Origin of the sequence: Kitasatospora sp. NBC_01300 (genome assembly GCF_041435235.1) — a bacterium.
In the GTDB taxonomy this organism is placed as follows: domain Bacteria; phylum Actinomycetota; class Actinomycetes; order Streptomycetales; family Streptomycetaceae; genus Kitasatospora.
The window spans coordinates 150,681-173,984 of sequence record NZ_CP108410.1 but is presented as its reverse complement, the minus strand read 5'-3'; the positions used below and the strand labels follow the sequence as shown (position 1 = coordinate 173,984).

Genomic DNA, 23,304 nt, shown 5'->3' with positions numbered 1-23,304 from the left:
GGCCCGGGAGCTCCCCAATTGGGGAGCTCCCGCTGACCTTCCCGGTCCTCGGCCAGCGTGCATTGCGGCACCGGCCTGACCCACCCGGCACGCGGAAGGGGCGCCCATGGTGGGCGCCCCTTCCGCGTTTCGGCGGACTGCTCCGTCGTGGTGGTCACTGCTGGTGCGTCGGCCGTTCATGTGCCTCGGCCCGCCGGAGGCGCCGGCGCCGGGCGGCCGCGGCGCAGCTCCGGACGAGGATCGCCCGGCGGAGTGCTCGGGGCTGCTTGGGGCGGCCGGGCGGGGTCGGCCAGCAGGCGTTGTTGGTCACGGCCACCGTGATGAGGCGGCGGCCGGCACGGTGCCGGATGCGCAGGGGAGTGCCGTTGTTGAGCTGGAAGCAGGCGCGGTGGAAGGCGTCGTTGTCGGTGAAGGGGTCCAGGCAGTGGTCCTGCCAGGGGCGGTCGAGCGGGGTGCCCCCGGCGCGCAGCAGGCGGGCCAACCAGCGCAGGGCTTGGCCTGGGGTGGAGTGGTGGTTGACGTGGTGCAGCGGGGTGCGGCGGGCACCGGCGAGGTCGGTGCTGGTGTAGGTGGCCGTGAAGCGGGCGGCGGGCACGGAGGTCCTCGGGGTGTCGGGGCGGTGGTGGCCTGGTCGGCTTAGTCCTCGCTGGGGTGGCTCGCGCTCACCGGCGTGCCGGGGTCGAGGAGGGTGTGGCCCAGCCACCGCCCCGAGGTGAGGGTGCCGGTGACGGGTGGCCAGTAGGCCCAGCGGACGACCGCGGGTCCGGGGATGGTCGGCTCGTCGATGTAGTCGGGGTCAGGCGCGGGGTTGGGGACCTTGAGGCGTTCACCGGCGGGCAGGAGGTTGGCCAGCGGGTGGTGTCCGAGCCACGGCTGTTCCGGGTCCGGGGATATCAGCCAGTAGGTGAGGTCGGTGGCCGCGTCGTGCAGCACCGGTCCGAGGCGGTGGGCGCAGGGGCCGGCGAGGGCGGCGGCGAGCAGCGGCAGCCCGATCGCGGCCGGGAGGGAGATCGTGTCCCAGCGGCTCCCGGTGGGGACGGAGATCAGGAGGCCGGGCTCGGCTTGCCAGCGGATGAAGCTCCGGTCCCGGGGCACGCTCCCGAGGACTCCGAGCAGCCAGATGCCAGGCGGCATGGCTGCGGCATGGGCGGGCGTGGGCTGGTGTCTGGGCAGGGGGTTCACATCGACCGTCCGTCCCGGCGGCGTTCGAGGACGTTGTAGCGCTCCACGGTGTCGCTCAGACCGAGGGCGATGACCTGCGTGGTGCCGTGCAGGCGCAGGACCCGGCGGGTGATCGGGCCAGTCATGTCCGCGACCTCGTACGGCCTGCCGTCGAGCTGGACCCAGCTGCCGATGCGGATGTCGCTGGCCCCGGCGGGCAGGGGGTTGAGCAGGGCCCGGCCGTCGGAGAGGTGGTAGATACCGGCGCGGTCCTGCGCGGTGACGTGCACTCGGGTGTCGAGCGGCCGGACCTGCGGGGCAGACCGGGAGGGTGTGGGTCGCATGGGGGGTTCCGTTCGAGCGGAAGGGCGCGGTGTCCGCCGCCGGGGCGCGGCGCCGGTTCGGGACGGGGTGGACGGCCTGGGCGGATGGCCGGTGGTGAGGACGGTGAACTTTGGGATGGTTTCGAGGCGGCCGAGCGGCAGGACGAGGGCGTCCCCGTCGAGGTGGAGGGTGCGTCCGCCGTCGTAGCGCCAGAGCATGTTGGTGATCTGGCGCGCCGTGTCGCCGACTTTGATCCAGGAGCCGGTGCGGATCTCGTGGCCACCGGCGGGCACGGGGGTGGTGAGGATGCTGCCGTCGGGGAGGCTGAACCGGTCGGGGCCGATTCGTGCCGGGGCTTCGCGGGGTTCTCGCGGTCTCGGGGCTCGGGTGGTCATGGGGGCTCCGATCGTTCAGTTCAGCGCGGCGAGGGGGCATCGGGCCCAGACGGCCTTGCCGCCACCGGTGGGCTCCCAGCCCCATTGGTCGTTGCTGACGGCGCGCACCAAGCCGAGACCGAGGCCGCCTTCGAAGTCGCCGGGCTCGGTAGTGTCGAGCATGGGACCGCCCGGGTCTCCGTCGCGGACGACGATGAGTAGGGTGAGGACGCTGGTCTCCTCCAGCACCAGGTCGAGCTCGACCCATTCCGGGGCATCGCGGTACGTCACGGGCTCGTCGCTGGGAGGCCAGCAGGTGCCCCGATGGATCACGTGCTTGATGACGTTGGTGAGCAGTTCGGTGAGCACCAACATCGCGTCCTGCACGGCGGCATCGACGGCGTCTTGGCCGGGGCCGCCCAGAACGATGCCGCGGTCGGCCAGCCAGCGACGGCACCGGGCGACGGCGAGGGCCCGGATCAGTGGGATGTGCTCGGCGGCGAGGTGGGCCTCCCTCAGCTTGTAGGAGGTCTGCATCGCGTCCTCGGTGCTGGGCTGGACGGGCGGGGTCATGTCGCCTCCGTGCTGTGCGGCCGCCGGCCGAAGAAGGCGGCGACGTTGTTGCGCGAACGTTCGGTGGGGGTCTGCGGGGCGCTGGGGGCCGTCTCCCTCTTGTGCGCCTTCTCTGCGAGGAGGGGTGCGAGCGCCGTCTCGGAGACGGCGTCGAGTGCGGTGGCGAGCTCACCGGCGAAGGTCAGCCGGTCTGTGCCGTCGGGTTCGGCCAGCCAGTACGGGACTTTGCGGTGGGGGATGCCGGGCCTGGGGCAGTGGATCTCGTGCGTTCCGTCTGCCGGCAGGTGGACGGTCAGGCTCTTCCCCCAGTCCCAGAGCTCGGGGGTCTTCCTGGCTATGCCGTTGAGCACGGCGCCCCAGGGGTGGGTGAGGGCCGGGACGAAGTAGACGATCGAGCCGCCGGTGAAGAGCACTGGGCCGGGTCGGCCCAGTCGCCGCAGTGCGGGTTCCCCCAGCACGCGGTGAACGGCGATGGCCTCCCAGCCGGGGCCGGGCATGATCCGGATCGGGGCCAGCCCGTGTAGCTCGCGCCAGGCGGCCACCCGGGAGACGAGGTCCGGCTGGCCGTGGAGAAGCCACTGTGCGCCAGCGGAGAGGGAAACCCCGGTGCCGCCCACGGCCGTGAGGTAAGCGGGCCTCTGGGTCAGCTGCGTGGTGGGGTGCATGGTTCCTCCAGCCCGTCACGGGCGTGGGCAGGGCGACCGGAATCGCGGATCGCCCTTGGCGATCGTGCGATCACTCTTAGCAAGCACAACCCACTGTCCTCGCGAATTCGCGAGTAGTCAACCGTGATCTCGCGAATTCGCGACCTATGCTGGAATGGATGCCGCCGCAGCCCCGCGCGGTTACGGTCCGTCATGGCCGGTATCGACCGGACCGTCCCGCCCCATCAGCCCGACCAGGCAGACTGTGACCCACACCCGTAGGAGGGACCTCGCCCGTGGCAACCAGCCCCCAGACCTACCGGCGTGCGCGCTTCGGCAGCGTCCTGCGCCGGCTCCGCGAGCAGCGCAAGCTGACCCAGTCCGCCGTTGCCGCCCAGGTGGGCGTCGGCGTCGATAAGATCAATCGCGTCGAGTCGGGCCGGGTGAAGCTCGAAGTGCCCCTGCTGCGCACACTCCTCGACACCTACGGCGTGCAGGACCAGGTCCGCCGCGACGCGATGGAAGACATGGTCGTCAACCTCGCCAAGCCGGACTGGTGGGCCAGCTACTCGCTGCACCTGGCCTTGCAGGACTACCTCGGCCTGGAGAAGGACGCGTTGGCGGCCTGGGCCTGGGAACCACTGCTGGTCCACGGCCGCATGCAGACCAAGCGCTACGCCGAGGCCCTGCTGTCCGCGGGAGAGAGCGTGATTCCCGGCGGCCGGGAGCGCGTCGAGAACATGGTCGCCGTCCGCATGCACCGCCAGGAGGTCGTCACCAGCTCCCTCACGGTCGTCCTCAACTCGGCCGCGCTCGACACCGAGGTCGGCGGCCCGGACGTGATGCGCGAGCAGATCGCCCACCTGCTCACCCGCTCCGAGGTCGACCTGCGGATCCTGCTGGCCGGGCGGCCCCACGTCGGCCTGGACGGCGCTTTCACCAAGCTGCGCTTCCCCGACGGTGGCGAGCTCGCCTGCGTCGAGAGCCTGGTCACCACCTCCTACTACGACGACGCCGACTCCCTGACGCTCTACGAGCGCGCCGCCGGCCAGCTCACCGAACTTGCGCTCGACCGGAGCGCATCTCGGGCCTACCTCGAAGAGCGCGCCCGCGTTCTCTGATCCGAGCTCCACCCCGGAAGGACCCACATGCCGCAGCACCCCCCTCGTCTCGCGCCGGACGAGTGGACCACCAGCTCCTACAGCGGCCAGCAGGGCAGCTGCGTACGCTGGCGCCGCGACTGCACCGCGACGGACCACATCGAAATCGGCGACTCGAAGGACCCTGACGGCCCGACACTGAGCGTCACCGCACCGGTGTGGACGGCGTTCGTAGACTTCGCCAGGACGTTCGAGGTATAGCGGCGTTCCACTGCGGAGGGGGCGGGGAGCAGCGGCGCGATGCCGTGGTCCCCGCCCCCTCCGCTGTCCCCGTGCTGTCGGTGTCCGGTCGGCCTCGAAGGCCGGCGGGCGCTGACGGCCGCGGCCGGCCCACTCGCGCGCCGACGTTCTCGCGCGCTGGTGCTCCACTGCCGATCCTCTCGCCTGACGGTCTGCCCCCAGTCCAGCGCCCGGCCAGGGGTGAGTCCACGTCAGATCACCCGACACATCGGCGCCGGTCCCGGAATACTGGGGTGCCGTCCCGCAGGTGCCGGGCGGGGTGAGGAGGGAGGTGGCGGATGGACGAAGCCGCCGGTGTCGGCAACCCGCTGTTCGTTACCGCCCGGGTCCGGGTGGGCCTCCACACCCAGGAGGAGTTCGCCGAAGCCTTCGAGGCCCGGGCACGGACGCTCGGGTTGTCGCTGGGCATCTCGGTGCGCCAGGTCCAGCGGTGGGAATCCGTCCGTCCAGGCTGGCCGAACCGGGCCGCGCGCACCGTGCTGGTGGAACTCCTCGGCGCCACGCTGGAAGACCTCGGATTCGTGCGCCCCACGCGGCCGACAGGGCGTCGACCGCTCCCCGCCTCCGACGGGGATCCCGCCAGCTCACAGCTCACCGTGCTCCGGGACACGCTGGACGACGCGGCCCGCGCCGACTCCCTTCTGGGCCCGCGGGAATCGCTCCCCCGGGTGCTCGGCATCCTGACCGACCTGGCCACCGCAGCACGGCATGCCGACCAGCCCCTACGTCGCGAGCTGCTGCTTCTCGGTGCCCGCGCCGCGGAGTTCGCGGCCTGGCTGTACCGGGACTCCGACGCGCCGGCCGAGCACACCGCTTATTGGCACGACCGGGCCGTCGAGTTCGCAACGATGGGCGGCGACGGCGCACTCCACGGCTACGTGCTGCTCCGCAAGGCGCAGGCCGCCGACGACGATCCCGCCCGGATGCGCGACCTCGCCCACGCCGCGCACGCCGGGCCCTGGTCACTGCCGCTGCGCCCGAAGGCAGAGGCTCTCCAGCAGGAAGCCCGGGCCCTGGCCCTGACCGGTGTTCGGGGCGACCCGATCGACCGGCTGCTCGACCAGGCGCACGAAGCGATCGTCGCCGCTTCCCCGCCGGCCGGTCCGGCGACCTGTACCGGTCCGCTGGGTGACGCCTACACCCTGGAGCGGCTGATGGCGCAGAGCGCGTTGTGCCATCGGGAGTCCGGCCAGGCGGCCCGATCGGTCGAGGAGTTCCGTTCCTGCCTGGCCTCGGCAACGTTCGGCCCCCGGGACCGGGCGTTCTTCACTGCGGCACTGTCCGGCGCGCTCGCCGGCGCCAATGAACCCGATGAGGCCGCGCTGGCCGGGCTGGACGCCCTCGCGATCGCCGCCGGGGCAGGCTTCGGCAGGGCTCTCGCCGAGTTGGACCGAACCTCGGACCTGCTAGCCAGCCACTCCCGTCGTCCTGCGGTTCGCCAACTGCGCCAGGCCCTGCGTGCGGCCCGGCTTCCGGCTCCCCGCACCGCAACGCCATAGCAGCGGGGCAAAGGACGGACGGCACCGCCCGCAGGGACGCGGGCGGTGCCGGTGGGAACGAGACTGCTGCGGCTCAGCGGACGGTGAGGAAGCTGGTAATCCTCGTGATGACCTCGGCTTGCCACGCCTGGGTCTGAGGGTCGAGGTACTGCGGATCGTCGTGCACCGCGAAGCCGTGCTGCGCCCCTTCCAGCTCGACGAGCTCGGCTTCCCCGCCGAACTCGAAGGTGAGGCGGCGGGAGTCATCGACGGGCACGAAGGTGTCCTTCGTGCCGTGCACCACGAGGGTGTCCGCCGTGATCCGGGGCAGCAGGGCGGAGGGGTCGAGGTAGTGCACCTCGTTCAGCAGGGCCCGGCCGAGCGCGAACGGGCTGCGCTCGGTGAAGCCCTGCCGATCCAGGTCGCGGGCGGCTTCCTCGCTCAGGCAGTCGTCCCGGTTGTACGGCCGGGACGTGATGTAGCGGGCCCGGTAGTCGAGCCGCGGGTTGAGCAGGACCAGCTTGTCCAGGACAACCGGGTAGGCGGCGGCCACCAGGGCGGCGGCGCCGCCGGAGAACGAGGCCGCGATCAAGTGCACAGGACCGTCCGCTGAGGACGGCTCAGCGCGCAGGTGGTCCGTGGCAGCCCGGATGTCGTTGGCGACGCCGGCGATCGTGATCTCGTGCTCGCTGCCGCCGCTCGCACCATGCCCACGCAGGTCGAAGCGGAGGTTCGCGATGCGGGATGCGGCAAGCGCGGAGGCGAGCCGGGTGAAGAAGCCGCCTTCCTCGCGGGTGACGCCGGCGCCGTGGACGAGCACGGCCAGGCCCTGCGGGTGGTCGGTGGATGCGATGGTGCCGGACAGGAGGGTGCCGTCGAGAGAGGTGAACTCCGTTGCGCGATCAGCCATATACCAATCGTAGCGATCGGGGCGGGCAGCCGAGCGGCTGTCCACCCTCCGCGTTGGGAATGCCGAGAGGCCCCGGCAGGTCACCGGGCCTCTCGCTTCGGCTGCGAACCGGCCATCACATCGGACGCCCAATCGCCTTCTGGAGAGCGTCCAGGCAGTCCGGGCACATCGGCAGCGCCGGCGGGACTCCGGTGCCCGGCCGCCCGCACTGCGGACCGCCGAGGCCGTCCGGGCCGGGAGCCTGGCACCGCCAGGTCGCCACCGCTGGCGAGGACGGTGCGGGTGGCGCCGTCCGGGCCCGCTCGCTCGTACTCCGGCGGTGGGCGGCCTGGTCGAGCTCGGCCGTGCTCTGCTCCAGGTGCTCGCGTGCGCGATCGGCCTGCCGCTCTGCCAGGGCCAGGCCGCAGGCCCTGCACTCTTCGCCGCTGCCGAGGACCACTCCGCGCTCGCAGTCGGGCCGCTCGCAGTCCTGCGCGGACAGGATCGAGGCGAGGTATCCGGCGGGGCCACGGATCTCGCGGCGGGCGATCTTCTCCGGGACTCCGGCCCGCCACCATCCGGCGTTGATCCGGGCCAGGGCGTGCTCCGGCTTCCGGCCGGCCGACAGCAGGTCGCGCACCGCACGGCGCAGCGGGGGGACCTTGATGGCCGGGTGCTTGCTGACGCCGAGGGCGTCGACCATGGCGAAGACCTCGTCCTCCCCGGGCACCGGCCGGGAGGGGGTGGTGCGGATCGTCTTCGTGCGGGGCTTGGTGGTCTTCGTCGCGGCGGAGCCGCTGTCCGGGTTGGACTGGGTACGCGCGCCTTGGCGGCGAGCCGCAGGGGCCTTACCACCTGTAGGTGCCCTTCGGGCGTCCGGAAGGGGCTCGCTGTCACTTGTCTTGTTACTGCTCTTAATGGTGTCCGTGTGGTGCGGCCACCCTAGTCCGCCTGGTGCGGCCACCCCGGTCCGGCTGGTGCGGCTACCCCCGTCCGTGTGGTGCGGCCACCCCCCGGTGAAGGCGGCGAGTTCGCGGTCCTCGCGGGCGGCGGTGCGGGCCCGCCAGAGGCGGGCGTCGAGGAGGAAGTAGGAGGAGGCGAGGCGGCCGCGTCCGTTCTGCCGGGTGTAGTTGTCCTGGGTGGCGAGGACGCCGTCGGCCCGGAGCTGGGCGAGGTTGCCGGTGACGGCGGTGCGCCCCAGTCCGGTGCAGGCCATCAGTTCCTTGATGGTGGGCGGGCGCTCGGTGATGGAGCGGCTGTGGATGTGGCAGAAGCTGGCGACGGCGGCGTAGACGGCCTTGTAGAGCGGGGAGCGCAGGCCGGTGCGGGCGATGCGGGCGTCGAGGCGGACGTAGTCGATGCCGGGTGCCCGGTGGACGCGGGGGATCGGGTGGCCGTCGGGGCCGAGGACGGGTGCGGGGCCCGGGGCGGCGGCGCGCTCCAGGAGCTGACGGGCCCACCGCTCCTTGTCGATGAGGCGGTAGATGTTGGCGTCGGGCACGGCGGGGTTGCCGGGGGCGGTCTGCGGCTGCACGAGGAGGAACTGGCGGTCGACCAGATCGGCGGTGGCGCGGTCGAGGGTGTCGACGGAGCGGCCGAGGCAGGCGGCGACGGTCCGCCGGTAGGGCAGGAGTGTCTGCCGGACGTCGCTCGACCAGGCGGCCACCTCCTCCGCGGTGAGGGTGATGTGCTGCTCGATGTCGCAGAAGGTAGCGAAGGCCATGTAAGCGGCCTTGGTGGTGGTGGGGCACGAGCCGTCGCGGGCGAGCCGGGCGTCGAACTCGATGTAGTCCAGCCCGCCGGGGGCGAAGGCGCCGTTACCGTCGAGCGAAAGGCTGGTGAGGAAGTCGGTCACCGGGCCACCTCGACGTACACGCCGTCGCGGTCCGGGTTCCAGGCCTGCACCTGGTGGGCCTGGGGGGAGAGGAAGTAGTAGGGGTCACCGATCGGCTGGGCGTCGATCGTTGCGGGCGCGGATCCGATGTCGGCGAGCGCGGTGCGGACGGTGCGGGCGACGAGCAGCCACGCTTCCTGTGTGTAGGGGTGGGCGGGGCCGAACTCGATCGTGGCGTCGTCCGCCAGGTAGCCGGCCCAGGTCCGGGCGATCGCGGTGCGGCCGTCGGCGAGCGCGGCATGGATGGCGGCGTACGACTCGGTGTACCAGCGCGGCGGCACCGGCGGGGCCGTCGGCTTGGGCGGGATCACCGCGGCGGGGAGCGCGTCCGGAGTCCGGGTGGCGGGGACGACGGCGAGCGGCTGGATGCGCAGCGGGAGATCCGCCTCCCGGCGACGGCGGCGCAGGGCGGTGGCGGCCCGGACGGTGAGGAGCAGTGGCCACAGGAGCGCGAGCGCAAGCCAGGAGGCTGCGGCCGCGAGGAGGACGGCGGGGGCGGGCAGGTGCAGTCGGCGGAGCCAGGCCGTGTCCGTTCCGGTCAGCGCGAGGTAGCAGGCGCCGGCCGGGAGGTAGGCGGTGGCGGCCACCGCGAGCACCGCGGGGCAGCCGAAGCTGAGGCTGGGCAGCAGGGTCGGCGGCAGGTCCATCGTGGCTCCTCGGGCAGTGGTGATCAGCGACCGAGGTAACCCCGCACACCTGGACGGACCTCTTGACGATCGAGGTCCGGCAGATAACGACTCCGCATACCCCCACCATCAAGGGGTGGGGGGCGTACCTGGATGGCCCGCACCGCAAAGCCCCTGACTCCTTTGCGGGAGCGGGCCCGCTTGCGGTGCGGGCCCGCAAGCGGCGCTTGCGGAGTGCGGGCCGCAAGGCGCTCTTGCGATGCGGGACGGGGCTTTGCGGTGCCGGACCGGAGCGGCCGGAGCGCTGCCGCGCGGGGCCGGACCGATCGCGGTGCGGGGCATCAAGCCGGGCCCGGTGCCGCACCACAGCGCCCCGCACCGCTTCCACCCGCAACCGCGGTGGACGTCTCGGCGCCCTGAACCGAAGACGGGATCGAGACGCGCGGCCGCCTCCAGGCCGGAGTTGGCCGCTCCGTCCGAGCCGGCCCTTCGGCCGCTGCCCGGGGATCGGCCGGGGCGGATCTCCTCCTGCGGCGAAGGCCATCAAGGAATCCCCCGCCCCTCGGACTGACCATCAAGGAATCCCGCCAGCCTCAGGGGACCGGCATCAAGGAATCCGGAGGGCGGAGCCCGGCCATCAAGGTGTCGGCAGGCGGCGGTCGGGGCCGGCCATCAAGGAATCACCCCGCCGCCGCCCAAGCCAGCTGCACACCTTGATGTCCTCCCCAGGCGGCCGCAGAACACCTTGATGGGCCATCAAGGTGGATGCCCGATACCTTGATGCCGCATCAAAAGCGCAGGTCAGAGGTTTGATGCTGCCCGTTGCGAGGTCGTTATCGGGCGGGTGTCGATCATCAAGGAGTCCATCAAGGGGTGCGGGGTTTCCTCCCTCGACAGCAACCGCTGACGACCTAGGAGACCCTGGTGAAGCCCACCTCCTCCCGGCGCGACCGCGCGCCGGACACCCCTTCCCCGATCGCTTCCGGCACCGACCTGCGCCGCTCCCGCGTGCGCACCATGCTCATGTACGGAGGCGTCTGGGCGGCCCTGGCCGCCGGGCCGCTGGCCCTCGCGGTGGCCGTCGCCGTCCCGCAAATGGCGAGCAGCACGCCGGCTGCTCCGGTCGCCGCCCCGCTCGTGATCGCCCCGCCGACCGGCTATGCGGAAAACTTCGTCGACCTGTGGCTGCGCTCAGCCGGTGTCACCGACTCTCCGGCTCTGCGCGCCATGGCCCCCGGGGTCGACCTGCCGAAGGTGACGGCCGCAAAGACCGCCAAGGTGGAGAAGACCGTTGCGGTGCGGAGCACGCCGATGGGCGGCCGCACTTGGCAGGTGACCGTTGCGGCCACGCTCGTGCTGCCGCCCGCCGCCCCGCAAGGCGATTCCTCCCCGCAAGCCGCTCCGCAGTCCTCTTCGCAAACGCCCGCACCGCGTGCGGGGGTTTCCCCGCAAGGGCCGGACGACCCCGCGCGGGTCGTGCGGTACTTCGCGGTCCAGGTGTCGATGGTCCGCTCGGGCGGCTCCGGCGGGGCGCCGGACTCGCTGGTGATCACCGGCGCTCCGGCCCAGGTGTCGGCCCCGGCCGCGCTGGCCGACAAGGACCCCTCGACCAAGACGTACGGGTCGCAGGTCACCGACGGCCCGCTGCGCGACACGGTGTCCGGCTTCCTGACGGCCTACCTGAGCGGTGTGGGTGACAGCACCCGCTACCTCTCCCCGAGTGCGCGGATCCCGGTGCCGGGCACCGCGGCCTACTCGAAGGTCGCCCTGACGAACCTGATGGCGACCAGCACGGTGCCCACCTCGCCCCAGGACGGGGCGGTGCTGGACATCCAGGCCGACGTCCAGGCGAGCGACAGCGCCGGGGACTGGCCGCTGGAGTACCCGCTGCGGCTGACCGCTCGCGCGGGCCGCTGGGAGATCTCGGTGCTCGCCCCGGCCGGCGCCGCTCCGGCATCTTCCCTCTCTTCTCCTTCTTCCTCCGGCGCTGCTGCGCCCTCCTTCAACCCGACCGGGGCCAGCCGATGAACAACGTCATGCTCGCCGGAGCCGTGCAGAACTTCGGCAACTCCTGGGCGCGGACGCTGCTCGACTGGGTAGCCAGCGGTCTGATGATCGCTCTGACCGCGATCGTGATCGTGCATGCCATCAGGAAGATGTCGATCAAGGCCGCGATCGGCGGTGCGATCGGTCTGGTGATCTGCTGGTCGCTGTTCACGGGTCGGTACTCGATCTCAATGCTGTTCGAGAACGAGTACAGCGAGAATCGGCCCGTGACCACTGCCCCTATCCAGGGCGCAGGCGAGTTGCAGCGTGAGCTGCCCGTCGCGCTCACTGGCCAGCCGGGCCGGTCGTGAACAACGCCGCGCGTCCCAGGATCGGTCGCTCCTACACCAAGGCCCGAAGGCATCCGTGGGTGATGGGCAAGATCGGCGACTGGAGGATCCCACTCGGGCCCTACACAGTGCCGCAGATCGCGGTGGCCGCCGTCGGGAGCTTCCTCCTGATCAAGACGGTCAGCTGGTGGTGGCCGGTCACCGGCCCCCTGCCGATCGTGATCTGGGCAGTCTCCATCTGGGCCGCGCGGCACTCACGGATCGCCGGCCGGTCCCCGTTCCTTGTCGCGGCGGACGCCCTCGGGCTGCTCGTCTCCCCGCGCCACGGCCGCATCGGCGGCCGAGCGGTGCGCCCGATGCGCCCGGTCCTGATGGCCGCCAGCGCCTTCACCTTCGAGGACGCGCCCGACGACCAAGGCCTCCCGGAACCGGCCGTGCGGGAGCCGGCCGAGCGGGAGCCGGAACACCGGACCCTCAGCATCTTCGAGCCCCGCTTCCCCGCCCCAGCCCCCGAGGCCGCGCCCGCCGCAGGCCCGCCTCCGGGCCCGGCCCTCACCCCACTCCAGCAGATGCTCGCCGCGGCCGCCGCCGCCCAGTCCCAGAAGGGAGACGCACAGTGAAGGCGTCGTTCCGTCACATCACCGGCAACTTGGTCTGGTCGACCACCGGCACCGTCTGGGCGTTCTGGCGGGTCACCCCGATCGGCTCGCGCTACTCCAGTGACCTGGAGCGCCAGGACGTGCTGCGCCGGGTCACCAGCCTGGTCCGCTCGCTGTCCGGCACCGCCCGGGTCTACAGCCTGTGCGCCCAGGTCGCTCCGCGCGAGGTCGCCGAGCGCATCGCCGCCGACGTCGACCTGGAGGCGAACCCGGGCACGGCCGAGAGCGCGACGGCGGCGTGGAACCTGCTGGACGGCGCCGAGATGCACCGGCGCACCATCTGGCTGGCGGTCCCGCTCCACGCGCCCGGCCGCGGTGCGCAGCTCGCCCAGGCGAGGGGCTCGATGTGGGCGATGTTCGGCGAGCAGGCCGGTCTGCCGGCGGCGCCGGTGCCCGTGAGCGAGGTGCAGGTATATAGGGGGGTGGCCCGTCAGGTCGAGACGGGGTTCGGCGGCGGCCTGGAGATGCGCCCGGCCCGCCCGGCCGAGATCGTCTGGATACACCAGCACGCCGTGCACCGCGGCATGGCCGAGCCGCTGCTCGCCGACGCTTCGGAAAGCCACCGCTACGGAGGCCGGATCGTCGGCACCCAGTTGCGCAGCCCTGGCTACGCGTCCCTGGGCCAGGTCCGGCTCCTGGAGGGCGGGCAGCAGGACGACGGCGCGCAGGACGAGCACGAGGGCGGTGTGCGCGGCTGGTTCGCCCGGCTCGCGTCGCGGGTCACCGGCTCCGCCCTGTCGAAGGTCTGGTTGCAGGTCGAGGCCGAGGACGCCGTCGGTTACCAGGCGCACCTGGCGCTGGAGGAGATCCCCGAGGCCGTGCACGAGGGCTCGGCGGACCTGCTCGCCCAACTGGAGCTGCTGCCGTACCCGGTGGACGCGGTGGTCGACCTCACCCTGGTCGAGGCGGCCAAGGCGAAGCGGCAGATCGCGAAGAAGAAGCGGGAGATCGCGGACCAGGCTGATCAGTGGGCGGCGCACCCGACGGGCATGCCGGACTCTCTGCACGGCGCGGCCGAGGTGCTGGGCGAGCAGGAGGCCCGGCTGGGGCGCACCAGCGTGGAGCTGGAGGTGCAGTCCCGCACGGTGCTGACCGTGTGGGGGTCGGCCGCGCAGGTGGCGGACGAGCGGGCCCGGGACCTGAAAGCGCGTCTGACCGGTGCGGACTACGGAGTGATCCGTCCGCGCGGCGGGCAGGTGAGGTTGTTCCAGTTCGGCCTGCCGGGGGCTCTGGCCGCTCTGCGCTCGCGGGAGAGCACCCAGTTCCAGCTGTCGGAGGACTGGGCGATGTCGGGTGCCTTCACGGTGCCGGAGATCGGCGACGAGTCGGGGCCGATGATCGCTCAGAGCCTGGACGTGGGCACGACCCGGCCGGTCTTCCTGGACCTGGCGTCGGCGCCGCAGAGCAACATCGCGGCCTCCCTCGCGGTCCTCGGTGACCTCGGTTCGGGCAAGAGTGTGTTGCTCAAGCTGATCGTCAGCACGCTGATCGACCGCGGGCACCGAGCGATCGTCATCGACCGCACCAGCCAGCGCGAGTACGCCCAGTTCGCCCAGGGTGTCGCTCCCGGCCGGCACCAGGTGATCGACGCGGCCGACGCGCAGGTCTCCATCGACCCGCTGCGGGTGCTGCCTCCGGCGGAGGGTGAGGCGGCGGCGCTCAGCTACCTGCTGCTCCAGACGCAGCTCGACCTCATGTCGCCGGGCGGCGCGGTGCTCAACCGTGCGGTCAAGGCGGCCGCCGTCGCCCGGCGCCCGCACATGAACCTGGTGCTGGAGGAGCTGCGGGCGATCGCGGAGGAGGGCGGCAACCGGGGCGATGCGGCGGCCGACGTGCTGGACCTGCTCGCCACGGTGTCCGACCAGAAGCTCGCGCGGATGGTCTTCGACCCGTCGCTGCCCGCGCTGTCGCTGTCGGACCTGTCCGCCGACCTGATCGTCTTCACCACCAACGGCCTGACCCTGCCGCCCAAGGAATCGCTGGGCCGGCCGGAGGTGCTGCGCACCCAGCCGCTGGAGGCGCTGATCGGCCGGGCGGTGCTGTATCTCATCGCCGCGATCTCCCGCCACATCGCGTTCACGGACCGCTCGCGCTTCGCCGCGTGCGTGTTCGACGAGGTGTACTGGCTGACTTCCAGCGCCGAGGGCTCCGCATTGATCAAGGAGCTCGCGCACGACGGCCGCAAGCACAACGCCGGATTCCTGGCCGGCGCTCACGACGCCCGGGACCTCGGGGACGAGACGATCGCCGGCCTGATCGTGCAGCGCATCCTCGCCCGCACCACGGACGAGTCGATGGCCCGCCGCGGCCTGGAGTTCCTCGGGCTGCCGGGCGACGACGAAGGCCTCGTGCAGCTGGTCACCGGCGGGCTGTCGCCCCACGGCAACCCGAATCGGGCCGGGGAGATGCTCCTGCACGACACCCGCGGCCGGGTCGGCCGCATGCAGGTCATCGTGCCCAACCTGCCCAAGCTCCGGGGGATCTTCACGACCCCCGTCACCAGGTCCGCCTCCACCGGCGGTTCGCTCCGGAAGGCGCTCTCGCGATGAACCTCCCGACCCTGCCGGCGCCGCTGGCGCGCGGTGCGCAGCGTGCGGGTGCCGCCTGGCGCCGGGCCGTGCGGGTCTGGCGGGTGGTCAGCCGGTTCGCCGCCGCGTACTGGCCTGGCCGGCGGACCGTGCTGATCACCGTCGCCATGGTGTGGCTGTTCATGATGGCCGGGGCTTCGGCTGCCGAGGCGGCCGACGGCGGCGAGCGGGGCGGTGTGCTGGCGCCTCTCAACGTCCTGTCCTCGGAGGGCGCGCCGCTGGACTCCTACGACCTCACGTCGGAGAACGGCGGCACCACGGACATCCGGAGCCACGTCTGCAACCTGCTCCTGGGGGCGGGGTTCGCCCTGGTCCGGATACTGGTCGGCCTGATGTGCTGGGTCATCCAGTGGATCTTCAACTTCCCCGTCGTCTCGACGCTGGTGAGCACCGCGCAGAAGCTGAACTCGGCGTTCTTCCAGACCATCGCGAACGACTTGGAGCTGTACGCCCTGTTCCTGGCGGCCGGCACGGCGTTCGGGTGCGTGCTGATCATGCGCGGCAAGGTCGGGCGTGGCATGGGCGAGATGCTGATCACCATCCTGCTGTCGACGCTGGTGCTGCTGCCGGCCCTCAGCCCGAAGAGCATCCTCGGCCCGGAGGGGCCGCTGATGCAGTCTCAGCTGGCGGCGCACGAGGTGGGCCAGCTCGCCAGCGGGATCAACGGCCCCGACCCGGGGTGCAAGAGCGAGGCGGACGCCAAGGACCCCAGCTGCCCGATGCGGATGGTCCTGACGAGGACCCTGGTCGTCCAGCCGTTCCAGCTGCTGCAGTACGGCCAGATCCCCGAGAACGGCAGCTGGCTCGCCGGAGTGCACGACAAGTACATACACGGCCAGCTGAGCCGCAAGGGCAACTGCGACCACGTCATCGATCTGCCCGGCAGGGACGCGATCTGCGACCACGGGTCGCAGGGCTGGGACGCGCTGAAGGAGGAGCTGAAGGACCGGCACGGCCAGGAGGGAAAGGACGTCTACAACTACGCGGTCAACAGCAACTGGGACCGCGTGGGCGGCACACTGCTGGTCTTCCTGGCGGTGCTGATCATCGCGACCGTCGTGCTCAGCATGTGCCTGGTCCATCTCGGCACGCAGTTCGCGGACGTGACCGCGGCCTCCCTCACCGCTCCGGCGATGGTCTGGGCGATGCTGCCCGGTGGCAATCGCTCGGCCTTGTGGAAGTGGCTCGGAGTCTTCATGACGTCCGTCGTCACCGAGTTCGCGATCAGCATCGTGCTGCCATTGTTCGGCCTGGGCGCGAACGAGATCATGACGAACTCCGAGAGCACGCTCATGATTCAGCGCCTGCTGATTTTGGATGGGTTCGCGCTCGTCATCCTCGTCTTCCACCGCAGGATCTTCGCCTCCGCCGGCCAGCTCGGCGAGCGGTTCGCGAACAGGATGCGCTACGCCAAGATCGGCGGCAGCCTGTGGCTGGGTGAGAACTCCGGGATGGCGCTGGCCATGTCCCAGGCCATGGGCACCCTGTCCAACCCGTCCGGCGTGGCGGGCATGGGTGGCGGCGGGCGCGCCGGGATGGGGATGCTCGCCGGAGGCGGGCTCTTCGGCGGCGGCTCGGGTGTCCACGGGGCGTTGATGCGCAAGGCCCGGATCGCCGAGGGCCTTGCCGCGCTCGCCGACCCCGGGCTCGGCAGGATGAACGCCGGCGCGATGGCCATGGGGGCCTACGGCGAGGTCCGCCGCGGCATGTCCGCGCTGGCCCTGCCGTTCCACGCGGCACACCAGTTGGTGGTGGGCAACCCGTTGCCGCCGCACAAGCTGGCCCGGCGGATGAAGCCGGTCGGCCCGCGCGGTCCGCTCGGCGGCGCCCGTCCCGACGGCGCCCCGGGTCACCCCGGCGGGCCGGGCGGAGCGAGCGGCCTGATGAGCCGCCGGCAGATGCCCGAGGGCGGACTCACCCCGGCCGGGCACGCGCTGCACAACACCCTGCTGAACACCCGCGCGGGAAGGCTCGCGATCCGCGCCGGCCAGATCGGCAAGCTCGGCTTCGACGCGACCGTCGGCCTGCCGGCCACCTGGACCGGCCTCAACCGGAGGAACGACGCGATGTGGGACAACGTCAACCGGCAGTGGGAGCACTACTCCAACGTCCGCAAGGCCTGGTGGGGCGACCAGAAGGAGGGCCTCAAGGACTGGGGCCAGGACGTCACCCGCACCGGGCGCGCCGTCAAGACCGGCTACAACGCCGTGCAATCCGGCTACAACCACCTCTACCACCGCGCGGCGACGTTCGGCGACGTGTACTCGGCGGACCTAGGCGGGGCGCAGCTGTTCGCGGCCGCGCACGTCGGGTACGGCATGGACCCCACGGACACCTCCGAGGTCTTTGCCGGCCGCCCGTCCTACTCCGCCACGGCCGGCCCGCGGGACACCGGTGACAGCGCCTCCGGCGGTGGGCTCTCCATGGACGGCGACTTCCACGGCGTCGTCAACCAGGACGGCTTCCACCCCGGCCCGGGCGCAGTGACCAGCAGCGGTCGCCCCCGCAGTGGCCCGGACTACCACTCCGGCGACGGGGCCGTGGTCCAGGACGGGATCGTGATCGAGGGCAATATCAAGGGCCGCGTCGAGGGTGCGAACGTCACCGTCCACGGAACCGTCACTCCGGATCAGCCCGGGTGGGGCGCCTCCGACAACGGCCCCGCCGACATCCGCTCGGCCCTGGGTCCGGACGTCGCCCCGCCTTCCCGGCCCACGATCGTCACCGATGACGGCCACGTCGTGGACCCGTCGACAGGGGAGGTCCTCGCGGACCCGCCGGCCCGGCCCGCTCCCCCAGCACCGGCCGCCCCCGCGGTCGAGGGCATCGACCCGGACGTGATGCGCCGGGTCAGCCCGGAGGTCCTGCGCTCCTCCGAAGGCACCTCGGTCGAAGCCCTCAGGCTGCGCCGCAACCTCGGCCACTCGCCGGACCAGGCAGGCGGCACGCCGCCGCCCGAGCCGTCGACCGGCCGGATCGGTGACGAGTCGTGAGGCGCAGCACGGACCGGCGAGCCGGTCAACAGATCAGCGATACCTCCGTGCGGGCCGGTTTCGGTCAGCACGGAGGGCGAACGGCAGGCGGCGCTCGCCGCCCGGGAGACGACGGCAGGGGGTGGTGAGGGTGTTCAAGCTGTTCCGGAAGATCGGCTGCCTGGGGATGACACTGGTGTGCACGGCGATCGGGCTGGGCGGGATCGTCGTCCTGGGCGTCCTGGACGTCCGCGACCCGGGGTCCACCGCCCCCGTCGGCGCAGTCAGCGACATCCCCGCGCGGATGATGAGCGCCTACGTCCGGGCCGCGGCCGGGATGGCGCAGCTGGACCCGCAGTGCAAGGGGATGACCTGGTCGCTGCTGGCCGGCATCGGCAAGGTGGAGTCCGGCCACGCGCAGGGGCACACCGTCGACACCACCACCGGTGACATCACCCCGCCGATCATCGGGCTGATCCTGGACGGCAGCGGTTCCGGAGGCAACACGACGCCGGTGATGGACACCGACCAGGGCCGGTGGGACGGCAACTCGCACTACGACGCGGCCGTCGGCCCAATGCAGTTCCTCCCCAGCACGTTCGCCGCGTACGCGGCGAAGGTGCACCCGGAGGACGGCGGGGCGGGCGCGAACCCGAACAACTCCGACGACGAGACGATGGCCGCCGCGCTGTACCTGTGCGACGGCGGCAAGGACCTCACGGACTCAGCTGTGCTGCGCAAGTCGATCCTTCGGTACAACAACAGCGGCGCGTACGCGGACGAGGTGCTGCGCTGGGCCCAGCAGTACGCCGCGCTCGGCGACACCGTGCCGACTGGCGGCGGCCAGGGCTCGGACAAGGTGCAGACCGTCATCGCCGCGGCGCGCAGCCAGTTCGGCCAGCCCTACTCCTGGGGCGGCGGGGACGCGAGCGGCCCGACCACCGGCGCCTGCTGCTCGAACGGCGGCCAGGACGGACGTACCGTCAAGGGCCTCGACTGCTCCGGCCTGATGACGTATGTGTTCGCGAAGGTCGGAATCAACCTCCCGCGGCTGGCCGCCGACCAGGCCGGAGTCGGCCAGCGGATTCCGGCATCGGCCGGAGTCGGCGCTCTCCAGCCGGGCGACATGGTCTTCTTCGGCAACGCCTCGGAGGGGATCTACCACGTCGGCCTCTACATCGGGGGCGGTCAGATGATCAACGCTCCGAAGCCGGGCGACGTGGTCAAGCAGGCCGCGGTCTGGAGCTACGACTACGCGGGCGGCGCCCGCCCGATCTCCTGAGAGGCCCCCTTGTATGTAGGTTCTCACGCCACTTTTCGGTTTCTCACTGACTTTTCGTCTCCGTTGCGTGCGACGAAGGGTCAGCGAGAAAACCGCAGGTCACGTGGCAGCACCCCGGCCCGGTCCGTACATCCGGGGCACTTTCCCGAAGGAAGCGCAACTTCGGTGAGACGACTCGTGCGCAACTTCGGTGAGACAACTGCCGCTCCCGCTGGTCAGCCGACCGCCGGACGCAGAGTCAGCCGAGAACCTACATTGTATGTAGGTTCCCATCCCACTTTGCGCTTTCCCACCGATCTTGCGCCCGCTGTGCGCTTGCGCAAGATCGGTGGAACGGCCGCCAGCATCGCCCCAGGCCGGGGACCTGGCGAGACGCCGCTGACCCGCCGGGCGGGGACATGGCGCGGCGTCACTTCGAAGGAAGCGCAACTTCGGTGAGACGAACCGCGCGCAATTTCAGTGAGACAGCAGGCATCGCCGCTGGTCAGCGGACCCTCAGCCGCAAGATCGGAAAGGAACCTACACCCCTGTGAAGAAGATGCCCCGCTTTCTGCCCGAACTCGGCGCGATCGCGCTGCTCGCGGGAGGCCTCGCCCTCCTGATCCCGGCCGTCCCGGCACCGCACCACCCCGCCGCCGGTGCGCCTGCGGCGTCGGCCCCGGCGCAGGATCCCGCGAGCGCTGCGGGCACCGGCGTCCCGGCACCGGTCCCGACGACGGTCGAGGCCCGGCCGTCCGCATCGCCGAGCAGCGCGACGCCGAGCCCGTCGGCCGTGCCGCCCGAGGTGCCGTCCGGCGTCGCGGCCGCCGGTGACGGTCCGGCAGGTGACCCCGCGATCCAGGCCGCGTTCACGAAGGCACATCCCAGCGACCTGGCTCCGGCGGACGCCGATGCCCTGGTGGCGCTGGGGCGCGACGTCTGGCTCGCCGAGACCACGGGGGCCGGCCGGAACCGGTGGCCGCGGTACTTCTCCCCCGTCCCGGGCGCGAGCGCCCCGTACTTCTACTCTGGCGTGCGGATCCAGGCCGCGGCCGCGCACTCGGACGGCACCGCCCCGGGCGGTGCCCGCGTGGATCTGCTGTGGGTCGGTAGCTCCCCCACCGGCGACTACGGCGACCGCCGCCCCGCCTCCGTGACCTTCAGCCGCGCCAGCACCGGATGGGAGCCCACCCGATGAATGGCCAGACACCTCCCGGCTCAAGTCCGCCCTTGACGTGGCGGGCGAGGTCCTGGCCTGGTTCGCCGACGCCGGGACCTGGTGCCAGGACAACGCGGGCCTCCTCCTGGTCCTCCTCGTCCCGCCGGCCGTCGCCGCCGGGTTGGTCCACCAGGTACTGACCCGCCGGGCCTTGGCCCAGCGGACCCGCTTCACCCTGACGCCGACCAGGCGCTTCGCGCCGAGCACGGAGGACATCTGGCGCCAGAGCGCGCTGCTGCTGCGGGCATCCCGCAAGGGCCCCTGCTGGGCGCCTGCGGCAGCCCGGCGGGTGCGAGTGTGGCTCAGGGCGGACGGCACCGTACCGCTGGAGTACTCGGTGGAGGCCCCGTCGGAGGCGGTGACGCTCCTCAAGAACTCCCGCTTCCAGGAAGTCACCGTCGCCGAGGCCCCGTCGGCCGACGACCCGTACGCCGCGCAGGACCGGCTGGACAAGAAGAACAAGGAGCTCCAGCAGCAGCTCAAGGCCGAGGCGAAGGCCCGTAAGGCGAAGGAGAAGGCGGCAGCCCTGGCGGCCAAGGTGTCCGGGCAGAGCGTCGATCTCAAGAAGAAGCCCGGCCGAGGGACGGCCGAGGAGGAGGGGCGACTGCACGCGGTGCGGGCCGAGTTCGTCCTTCGCGGCAAGCCGTCCGCCGCTCTGCGCGAGGTCCCACTGACGCCGGACCCGCTCCAGCCGCTGATCGACGCGGTCGCCGACATCCAGGCGGATCTGGGCGAACTCGCCGAGGTCGTCCTCGACATCCAGGCCGTCCCCCGCTGGCACCTGCGCCTGCGGCAGTGGCAGACGATGCGCGAGGCGCGGGAGCGCAGCCGCAACAACGCCCGCCGTGCCGCCCGGGACGCGGCCGCAGACGCGGCCGAAGCCCAGGACTCCCTGCGCGACCAACTGCTCAGCCTGCTGGACCCCTCGCAGAAGGCCCCGTCCACCATGGCACCGACCGTGCGGCCACGCACCGTGGAACGGGAGGAGGCGCTCGGGCGGCTCAGCAACGGCACCGACCTGGTACGGATCCAGCTGCTGATGCGCTGCGTCTCCGAGCGCGAGGGCCGCGCCTACCAGCTGCTGGAGCAGCTGTCGGCCGCGCTGGACGTGTTCGGCGAGGACAGCCGGCTCGGCGTCGACGGCGGTCGGTTCCTCAAGTGGAGCTGGGGCGCGAACAGCCGCCACAGGCAGGGGTCCTTCGACCGCCGGTGGACCACCGGCCTGGTCGCCCCCCGGGAACAGAACTGGGTGCACGTCAGCGAGCTGGCCGGGCTGCTCAAGCCGCCGACCGCCGACGCGGTGCTCCCGGTGCTCGCCTCCGAGCTGCCCACCTACGAGCTGGGCGCACCGCTGGTCCCGCACGGGCTGCTGGTCAGCGCCGACGGGCGCAGCCGGATCGTGGCCACGCCCGAGGAGGAGTACCTGTTCTCCCTGGCGGTCGGCAAGGCGGGCGGAGGCAAGACCGAGCAGGCGATCGTGCGGGCGCTGGCGCTCGCCCTGTCCGGCGCCGGGGTGCTGTTCATCGACCCGCACGGGGACAGTTGGAACACCGCTGCTCCGGTCCTGGCGCACAAGCGCCTGGCCGGGCGGGTACGGCGGATCGACCTCGCGCAGGCGGAGCGGGGCGGGCTCCTGCCGACGTGGAACCCGCTCACGATGGAGGGCGGGCGCAGCGCGGGCCGGGTGGCAAGCGCGGCCGTCGACTCGCTGGCCAACGCGCTGTCGTGGACGGACGCGGCTCACCCCCGGGCGATCGCGATCCTGACGAAGGCGGTGGAGGCGCTGGTGGCGCACAACCAGCGGGCGGTGGCGGCGGGTCGGCCGCAGGCGCAGGCGACGGTCCACCAGGTGCGCACGCTGTTGTCGAACCGGGCCTGGCGCATTGCGCTGCTCCAGCACTTGACGTCGGAGCAGCGGCACTGGTGGGAGACGACGTTCCGCAAGTACAAGGCGGATGAGCTAGCGCCGGTGCTGAACCCGCTGGACCGGCTGGCGGCCAACGAGACCACCCGGGCGTTCCTGGGTTCACCGACCGGGTGGTACGACATCCGAGCCGCGATGGACCGCGGGGAGATCATCTGGCTGTGCCTGGAGGGCACCGGGCCGTCGGACCGGCTGCTGGTCAGCATGATGCTGGCGGACCTGCTGCGCGCGGGTCTGTCCCGGCGCGATCTGGCCACCGACGACCGGCGTCCGATGCACATCTTCGGTGACGAGCTGATCAGTCTGGACGGCGTGGCCGGAGAGAGCATGGCCTCGATCGCCGAGCAGCTGCGGAAGTTCGGCGGTCGCCTGCACGTGATGACGCAGTTGCTCGGCCGGGTCAGTGCGACGACGCGGGAGTCGATCATGCAGAACTCAAGCGTGGTGAGCACGACGGGCGGTTCGGTGGCGGCGGTGCGGGCGGTGGCGGAGGAGTGGCACGGGGCGGTGTCGGCGGCGCGGATCGCGGAGCTGCCGCGGTTCCACGCCTACGTGCAGGTGACCAACGGCGGCAACCGGGTCGGCCCGTTGCTGGTGAGGGGTCTCCAGGTGAAGGAGGTGTTCCGGGAGCTGTACTCGCCAGCCAAGGTTGGGGAACTGGTGGCCAAGGCGGACTCCGTCGCCGGGGCCCGGCCGCTGTCGGAGCTGCTTGAGCGGGCGACGAAGCAGGACGAGATGGTGGCGCAGGTCGCCACGCCCGCGCCGCCGTCCGCCCGGGGCGGTACGGGCCAGGTCATCGCCGCGCGGGCGGACGCCGTGGAGGACGGCGACGCCGACGAGGTCGAGGCGGAGGCGGAGGCTGACACGGAGCAGCCAGCGGCCGGGCCGGTGAAGAGCCGGCGCGGGAGGCCGACCGCACGGATCCTTCCGTAGGGGCGGCCGGGTGGTACTCCGCGAGCCTTCGGGGCGCCAGCCGGATGCC

The 23,304-nt window shown here is 72.1% G+C and carries 19 protein-coding genes; 11 read left to right on the top strand and 8 right to left on the bottom strand.

Going from position 1 to position 23,304, the window contains the following annotated elements; all coding sequences use genetic code 11:
- Nucleotides 1-154: 154 nt before the first annotated feature.
- The 5 genes from OG556_RS40770 to OG556_RS40750 are packed head-to-tail and all read right to left on the bottom strand — an operon-like array spanning nucleotide 155 to nucleotide 3,097.
- Nucleotides 155-595: a hypothetical protein gene (locus OG556_RS40770; protein ID WP_331731683.1), complete on the bottom strand. Its 441-nt coding sequence runs from the start codon at nucleotides 593-595 to the stop codon at nucleotides 155-157.
- A gap of 41 nt (nucleotides 596-636) precedes the next feature.
- Nucleotides 637-1,134 carry a hypothetical protein gene (locus tag OG556_RS40765; protein WP_331731681.1) on the bottom strand — a complete coding sequence of 166 codons (498 nt, stop codon included), beginning with the start codon at nucleotides 1,132-1,134 and terminating at the stop codon, nucleotides 637-639.
- Nucleotides 1,135-1,178: 44 nt separating this feature from the next.
- Nucleotides 1,179-1,880, bottom strand: a complete 702-nt coding sequence (locus OG556_RS40760; protein ID WP_331731678.1) for a hypothetical protein — start codon at nucleotides 1,878-1,880, stop codon at nucleotides 1,179-1,181.
- 15 nt (nucleotides 1,881-1,895) lie between these two features.
- Nucleotides 1,896-2,432, bottom strand: a complete 537-nt coding sequence (locus OG556_RS40755) for an ATP-binding protein (RefSeq protein ID WP_331731675.1) — start codon at nucleotides 2,430-2,432, stop codon at nucleotides 1,896-1,898.
- Nucleotides 2,429-3,097, bottom strand: coding sequence for a hypothetical protein (locus OG556_RS40750; RefSeq protein ID WP_331731671.1), 669 nt, complete (start codon nucleotides 3,095-3,097; stop codon nucleotides 2,429-2,431). The genes OG556_RS40755 and OG556_RS40750 overlap by 4 nt, the downstream gene beginning before the upstream one ends.
- Nucleotides 3,098-3,372: 275 nt before the next feature.
- Here OG556_RS40750 and OG556_RS40745 point away from each other — a divergent pair, with 275 nt between their 5' ends.
- From OG556_RS40745 to OG556_RS40735, 3 genes are all read left to right on the top strand, one after another.
- Nucleotides 3,373-4,197 (top strand): helix-turn-helix transcriptional regulator, encoded by an 825-nt coding sequence (locus OG556_RS40745; RefSeq protein WP_331731668.1) that lies wholly within the window; start codon nucleotides 3,373-3,375, stop codon nucleotides 4,195-4,197.
- A gap of 27 nt (nucleotides 4,198-4,224) precedes the next feature.
- Complete coding sequence (locus OG556_RS40740; protein ID WP_331731665.1) at nucleotides 4,225-4,437, top strand: DUF397 domain-containing protein; 213 nt, start codon at nucleotides 4,225-4,227, stop codon at nucleotides 4,435-4,437.
- Between the two features lie 317 nt (nucleotides 4,438-4,754).
- Entirely contained in the window at nucleotides 4,755-5,975 is a 1,221-nt protein-coding gene (locus tag OG556_RS40735) for an XRE family transcriptional regulator (protein ID WP_331731662.1), read from the top strand.
- Between the two features lie 73 nt (nucleotides 5,976-6,048).
- On the opposite strand, the gene OG556_RS40730 is transcribed toward OG556_RS40735, so the two are convergent.
- From OG556_RS40730 to OG556_RS40720, 3 genes are all read right to left on the bottom strand, one after another.
- A complete protein-coding gene (locus OG556_RS40730; protein WP_331731659.1) occupies nucleotides 6,049-6,864 on the bottom strand; it encodes an alpha/beta fold hydrolase in 816 nt (271 codons plus the stop codon).
- Nucleotides 6,865-6,979: 115 nt separating this feature from the next.
- Nucleotides 6,980-8,698: a hypothetical protein gene (locus OG556_RS40725; RefSeq protein WP_331731657.1), complete on the bottom strand. Its 1,719-nt coding sequence runs from the start codon at nucleotides 8,696-8,698 to the stop codon at nucleotides 6,980-6,982.
- Complete coding sequence (locus OG556_RS40720) at nucleotides 8,695-9,384, bottom strand: hypothetical protein (RefSeq protein ID WP_331731655.1); 690 nt, start codon at nucleotides 9,382-9,384, stop codon at nucleotides 8,695-8,697. The genes OG556_RS40725 and OG556_RS40720 overlap by 4 nt, the downstream gene beginning before the upstream one ends.
- A gap of 903 nt (nucleotides 9,385-10,287) precedes the next feature.
- Here OG556_RS40720 and OG556_RS40715 point away from each other — a divergent pair.
- From OG556_RS40715 to OG556_RS40680, 8 genes are all read left to right on the top strand, one after another.
- On the top strand, nucleotides 10,288-11,391 hold the full coding sequence (locus OG556_RS40715) for a conjugal transfer protein (RefSeq protein WP_331731652.1): 1,104 nt from the start codon (nucleotides 10,288-10,290) through the stop codon (nucleotides 11,389-11,391).
- Nucleotides 11,388-11,720, top strand: coding sequence for a hypothetical protein (locus OG556_RS40710; protein ID WP_331731650.1), 333 nt, complete (start codon nucleotides 11,388-11,390; stop codon nucleotides 11,718-11,720). The genes OG556_RS40715 and OG556_RS40710 overlap by 4 nt, the downstream gene beginning before the upstream one ends.
- Nucleotides 11,721-11,782: 62 nt before the next feature.
- Nucleotides 11,783-12,319, top strand: coding sequence for a hypothetical protein (locus OG556_RS40705; RefSeq protein WP_371523328.1), 537 nt, complete (start codon nucleotides 11,783-11,785; stop codon nucleotides 12,317-12,319).
- Nucleotides 12,316-14,907, top strand: coding sequence for an ATP-binding protein (locus OG556_RS40700; protein ID WP_331731644.1), 2,592 nt, complete (start codon nucleotides 12,316-12,318; stop codon nucleotides 14,905-14,907). Before OG556_RS40705 ends, OG556_RS40700 begins: the two co-directional genes overlap by 4 nt.
- Entirely contained in the window at nucleotides 14,904-17,939 is a 3,036-nt protein-coding gene (locus tag OG556_RS40695; RefSeq protein WP_331731641.1) for a hypothetical protein, read from the top strand. Before OG556_RS40700 ends, OG556_RS40695 begins: the two co-directional genes overlap by 4 nt.
- Before the next feature lie 130 nt (nucleotides 17,940-18,069).
- Nucleotides 18,070-19,200 carry a C40 family peptidase gene (locus OG556_RS40690; RefSeq protein WP_331731639.1) on the top strand — a complete coding sequence of 377 codons (1,131 nt, stop codon included), beginning with the start codon at nucleotides 18,070-18,072 and terminating at the stop codon, nucleotides 19,198-19,200.
- Between the two features lie 529 nt (nucleotides 19,201-19,729).
- Complete coding sequence (locus tag OG556_RS40685) at nucleotides 19,730-20,377, top strand: hypothetical protein (RefSeq protein ID WP_331731637.1); 648 nt, start codon at nucleotides 19,730-19,732, stop codon at nucleotides 20,375-20,377.
- 37 nt (nucleotides 20,378-20,414) lie between these two features.
- A complete protein-coding gene (locus OG556_RS40680) occupies nucleotides 20,415-23,255 on the top strand; it encodes an ATP/GTP-binding protein (protein WP_331731633.1) in 2,841 nt (946 codons plus the stop codon).
- The last annotated feature ends 49 nt before the right edge of the window (nucleotides 23,256-23,304 follow it).

Bases quoted from the DNA above. Each gene is read 5' to 3' on its own strand.
- OG556_RS40765 (WP_331731681.1), bottom strand. From the start codon at position 1,134: ATGCCGCCTGGCATCTGGCTGCTCGGAGTCCTCGGGAGCGTGCCCCGG.
- OG556_RS40710 (WP_331731650.1), top strand. From the start codon at position 11,388: ATGAACAACGTCATGCTCGCCGGAGCCGTGCAGAACTTCGGCAACTCC.
- OG556_RS40760 (WP_331731678.1), bottom strand. From the start codon at position 1,880: ATGACCACCCGAGCCCCGAGACCGCGAGAACCCCGCGAAGCCCCGGCA.
- OG556_RS40730 (WP_331731659.1), bottom strand. From the start codon at position 6,864: ATGGCTGATCGCGCAACGGAGTTCACCTCTCTCGACGGCACCCTCCTG.
- OG556_RS40695 (WP_331731641.1), top strand. From the start codon at position 14,904: ATGAACCTCCCGACCCTGCCGGCGCCGCTGGCGCGCGGTGCGCAGCGT.
- OG556_RS40705 (WP_371523328.1), top strand. From the start codon at position 11,783: ATGGGCAAGATCGGCGACTGGAGGATCCCACTCGGGCCCTACACAGTG.
- OG556_RS40720 (WP_331731655.1), bottom strand. From the start codon at position 9,384: ATGGACCTGCCGCCGACCCTGCTGCCCAGCCTCAGCTTCGGCTGCCCC.
- OG556_RS40735 (WP_331731662.1), top strand. From the start codon at position 4,755: ATGGACGAAGCCGCCGGTGTCGGCAACCCGCTGTTCGTTACCGCCCGG.
- OG556_RS40740 (WP_331731665.1), top strand. From the start codon at position 4,225: ATGCCGCAGCACCCCCCTCGTCTCGCGCCGGACGAGTGGACCACCAGC.
- OG556_RS40755 (WP_331731675.1), bottom strand. From the start codon at position 2,432: ATGACCCCGCCCGTCCAGCCCAGCACCGAGGACGCGATGCAGACCTCC.
- OG556_RS40750 (WP_331731671.1), bottom strand. From the start codon at position 3,097: ATGCACCCCACCACGCAGCTGACCCAGAGGCCCGCTTACCTCACGGCC.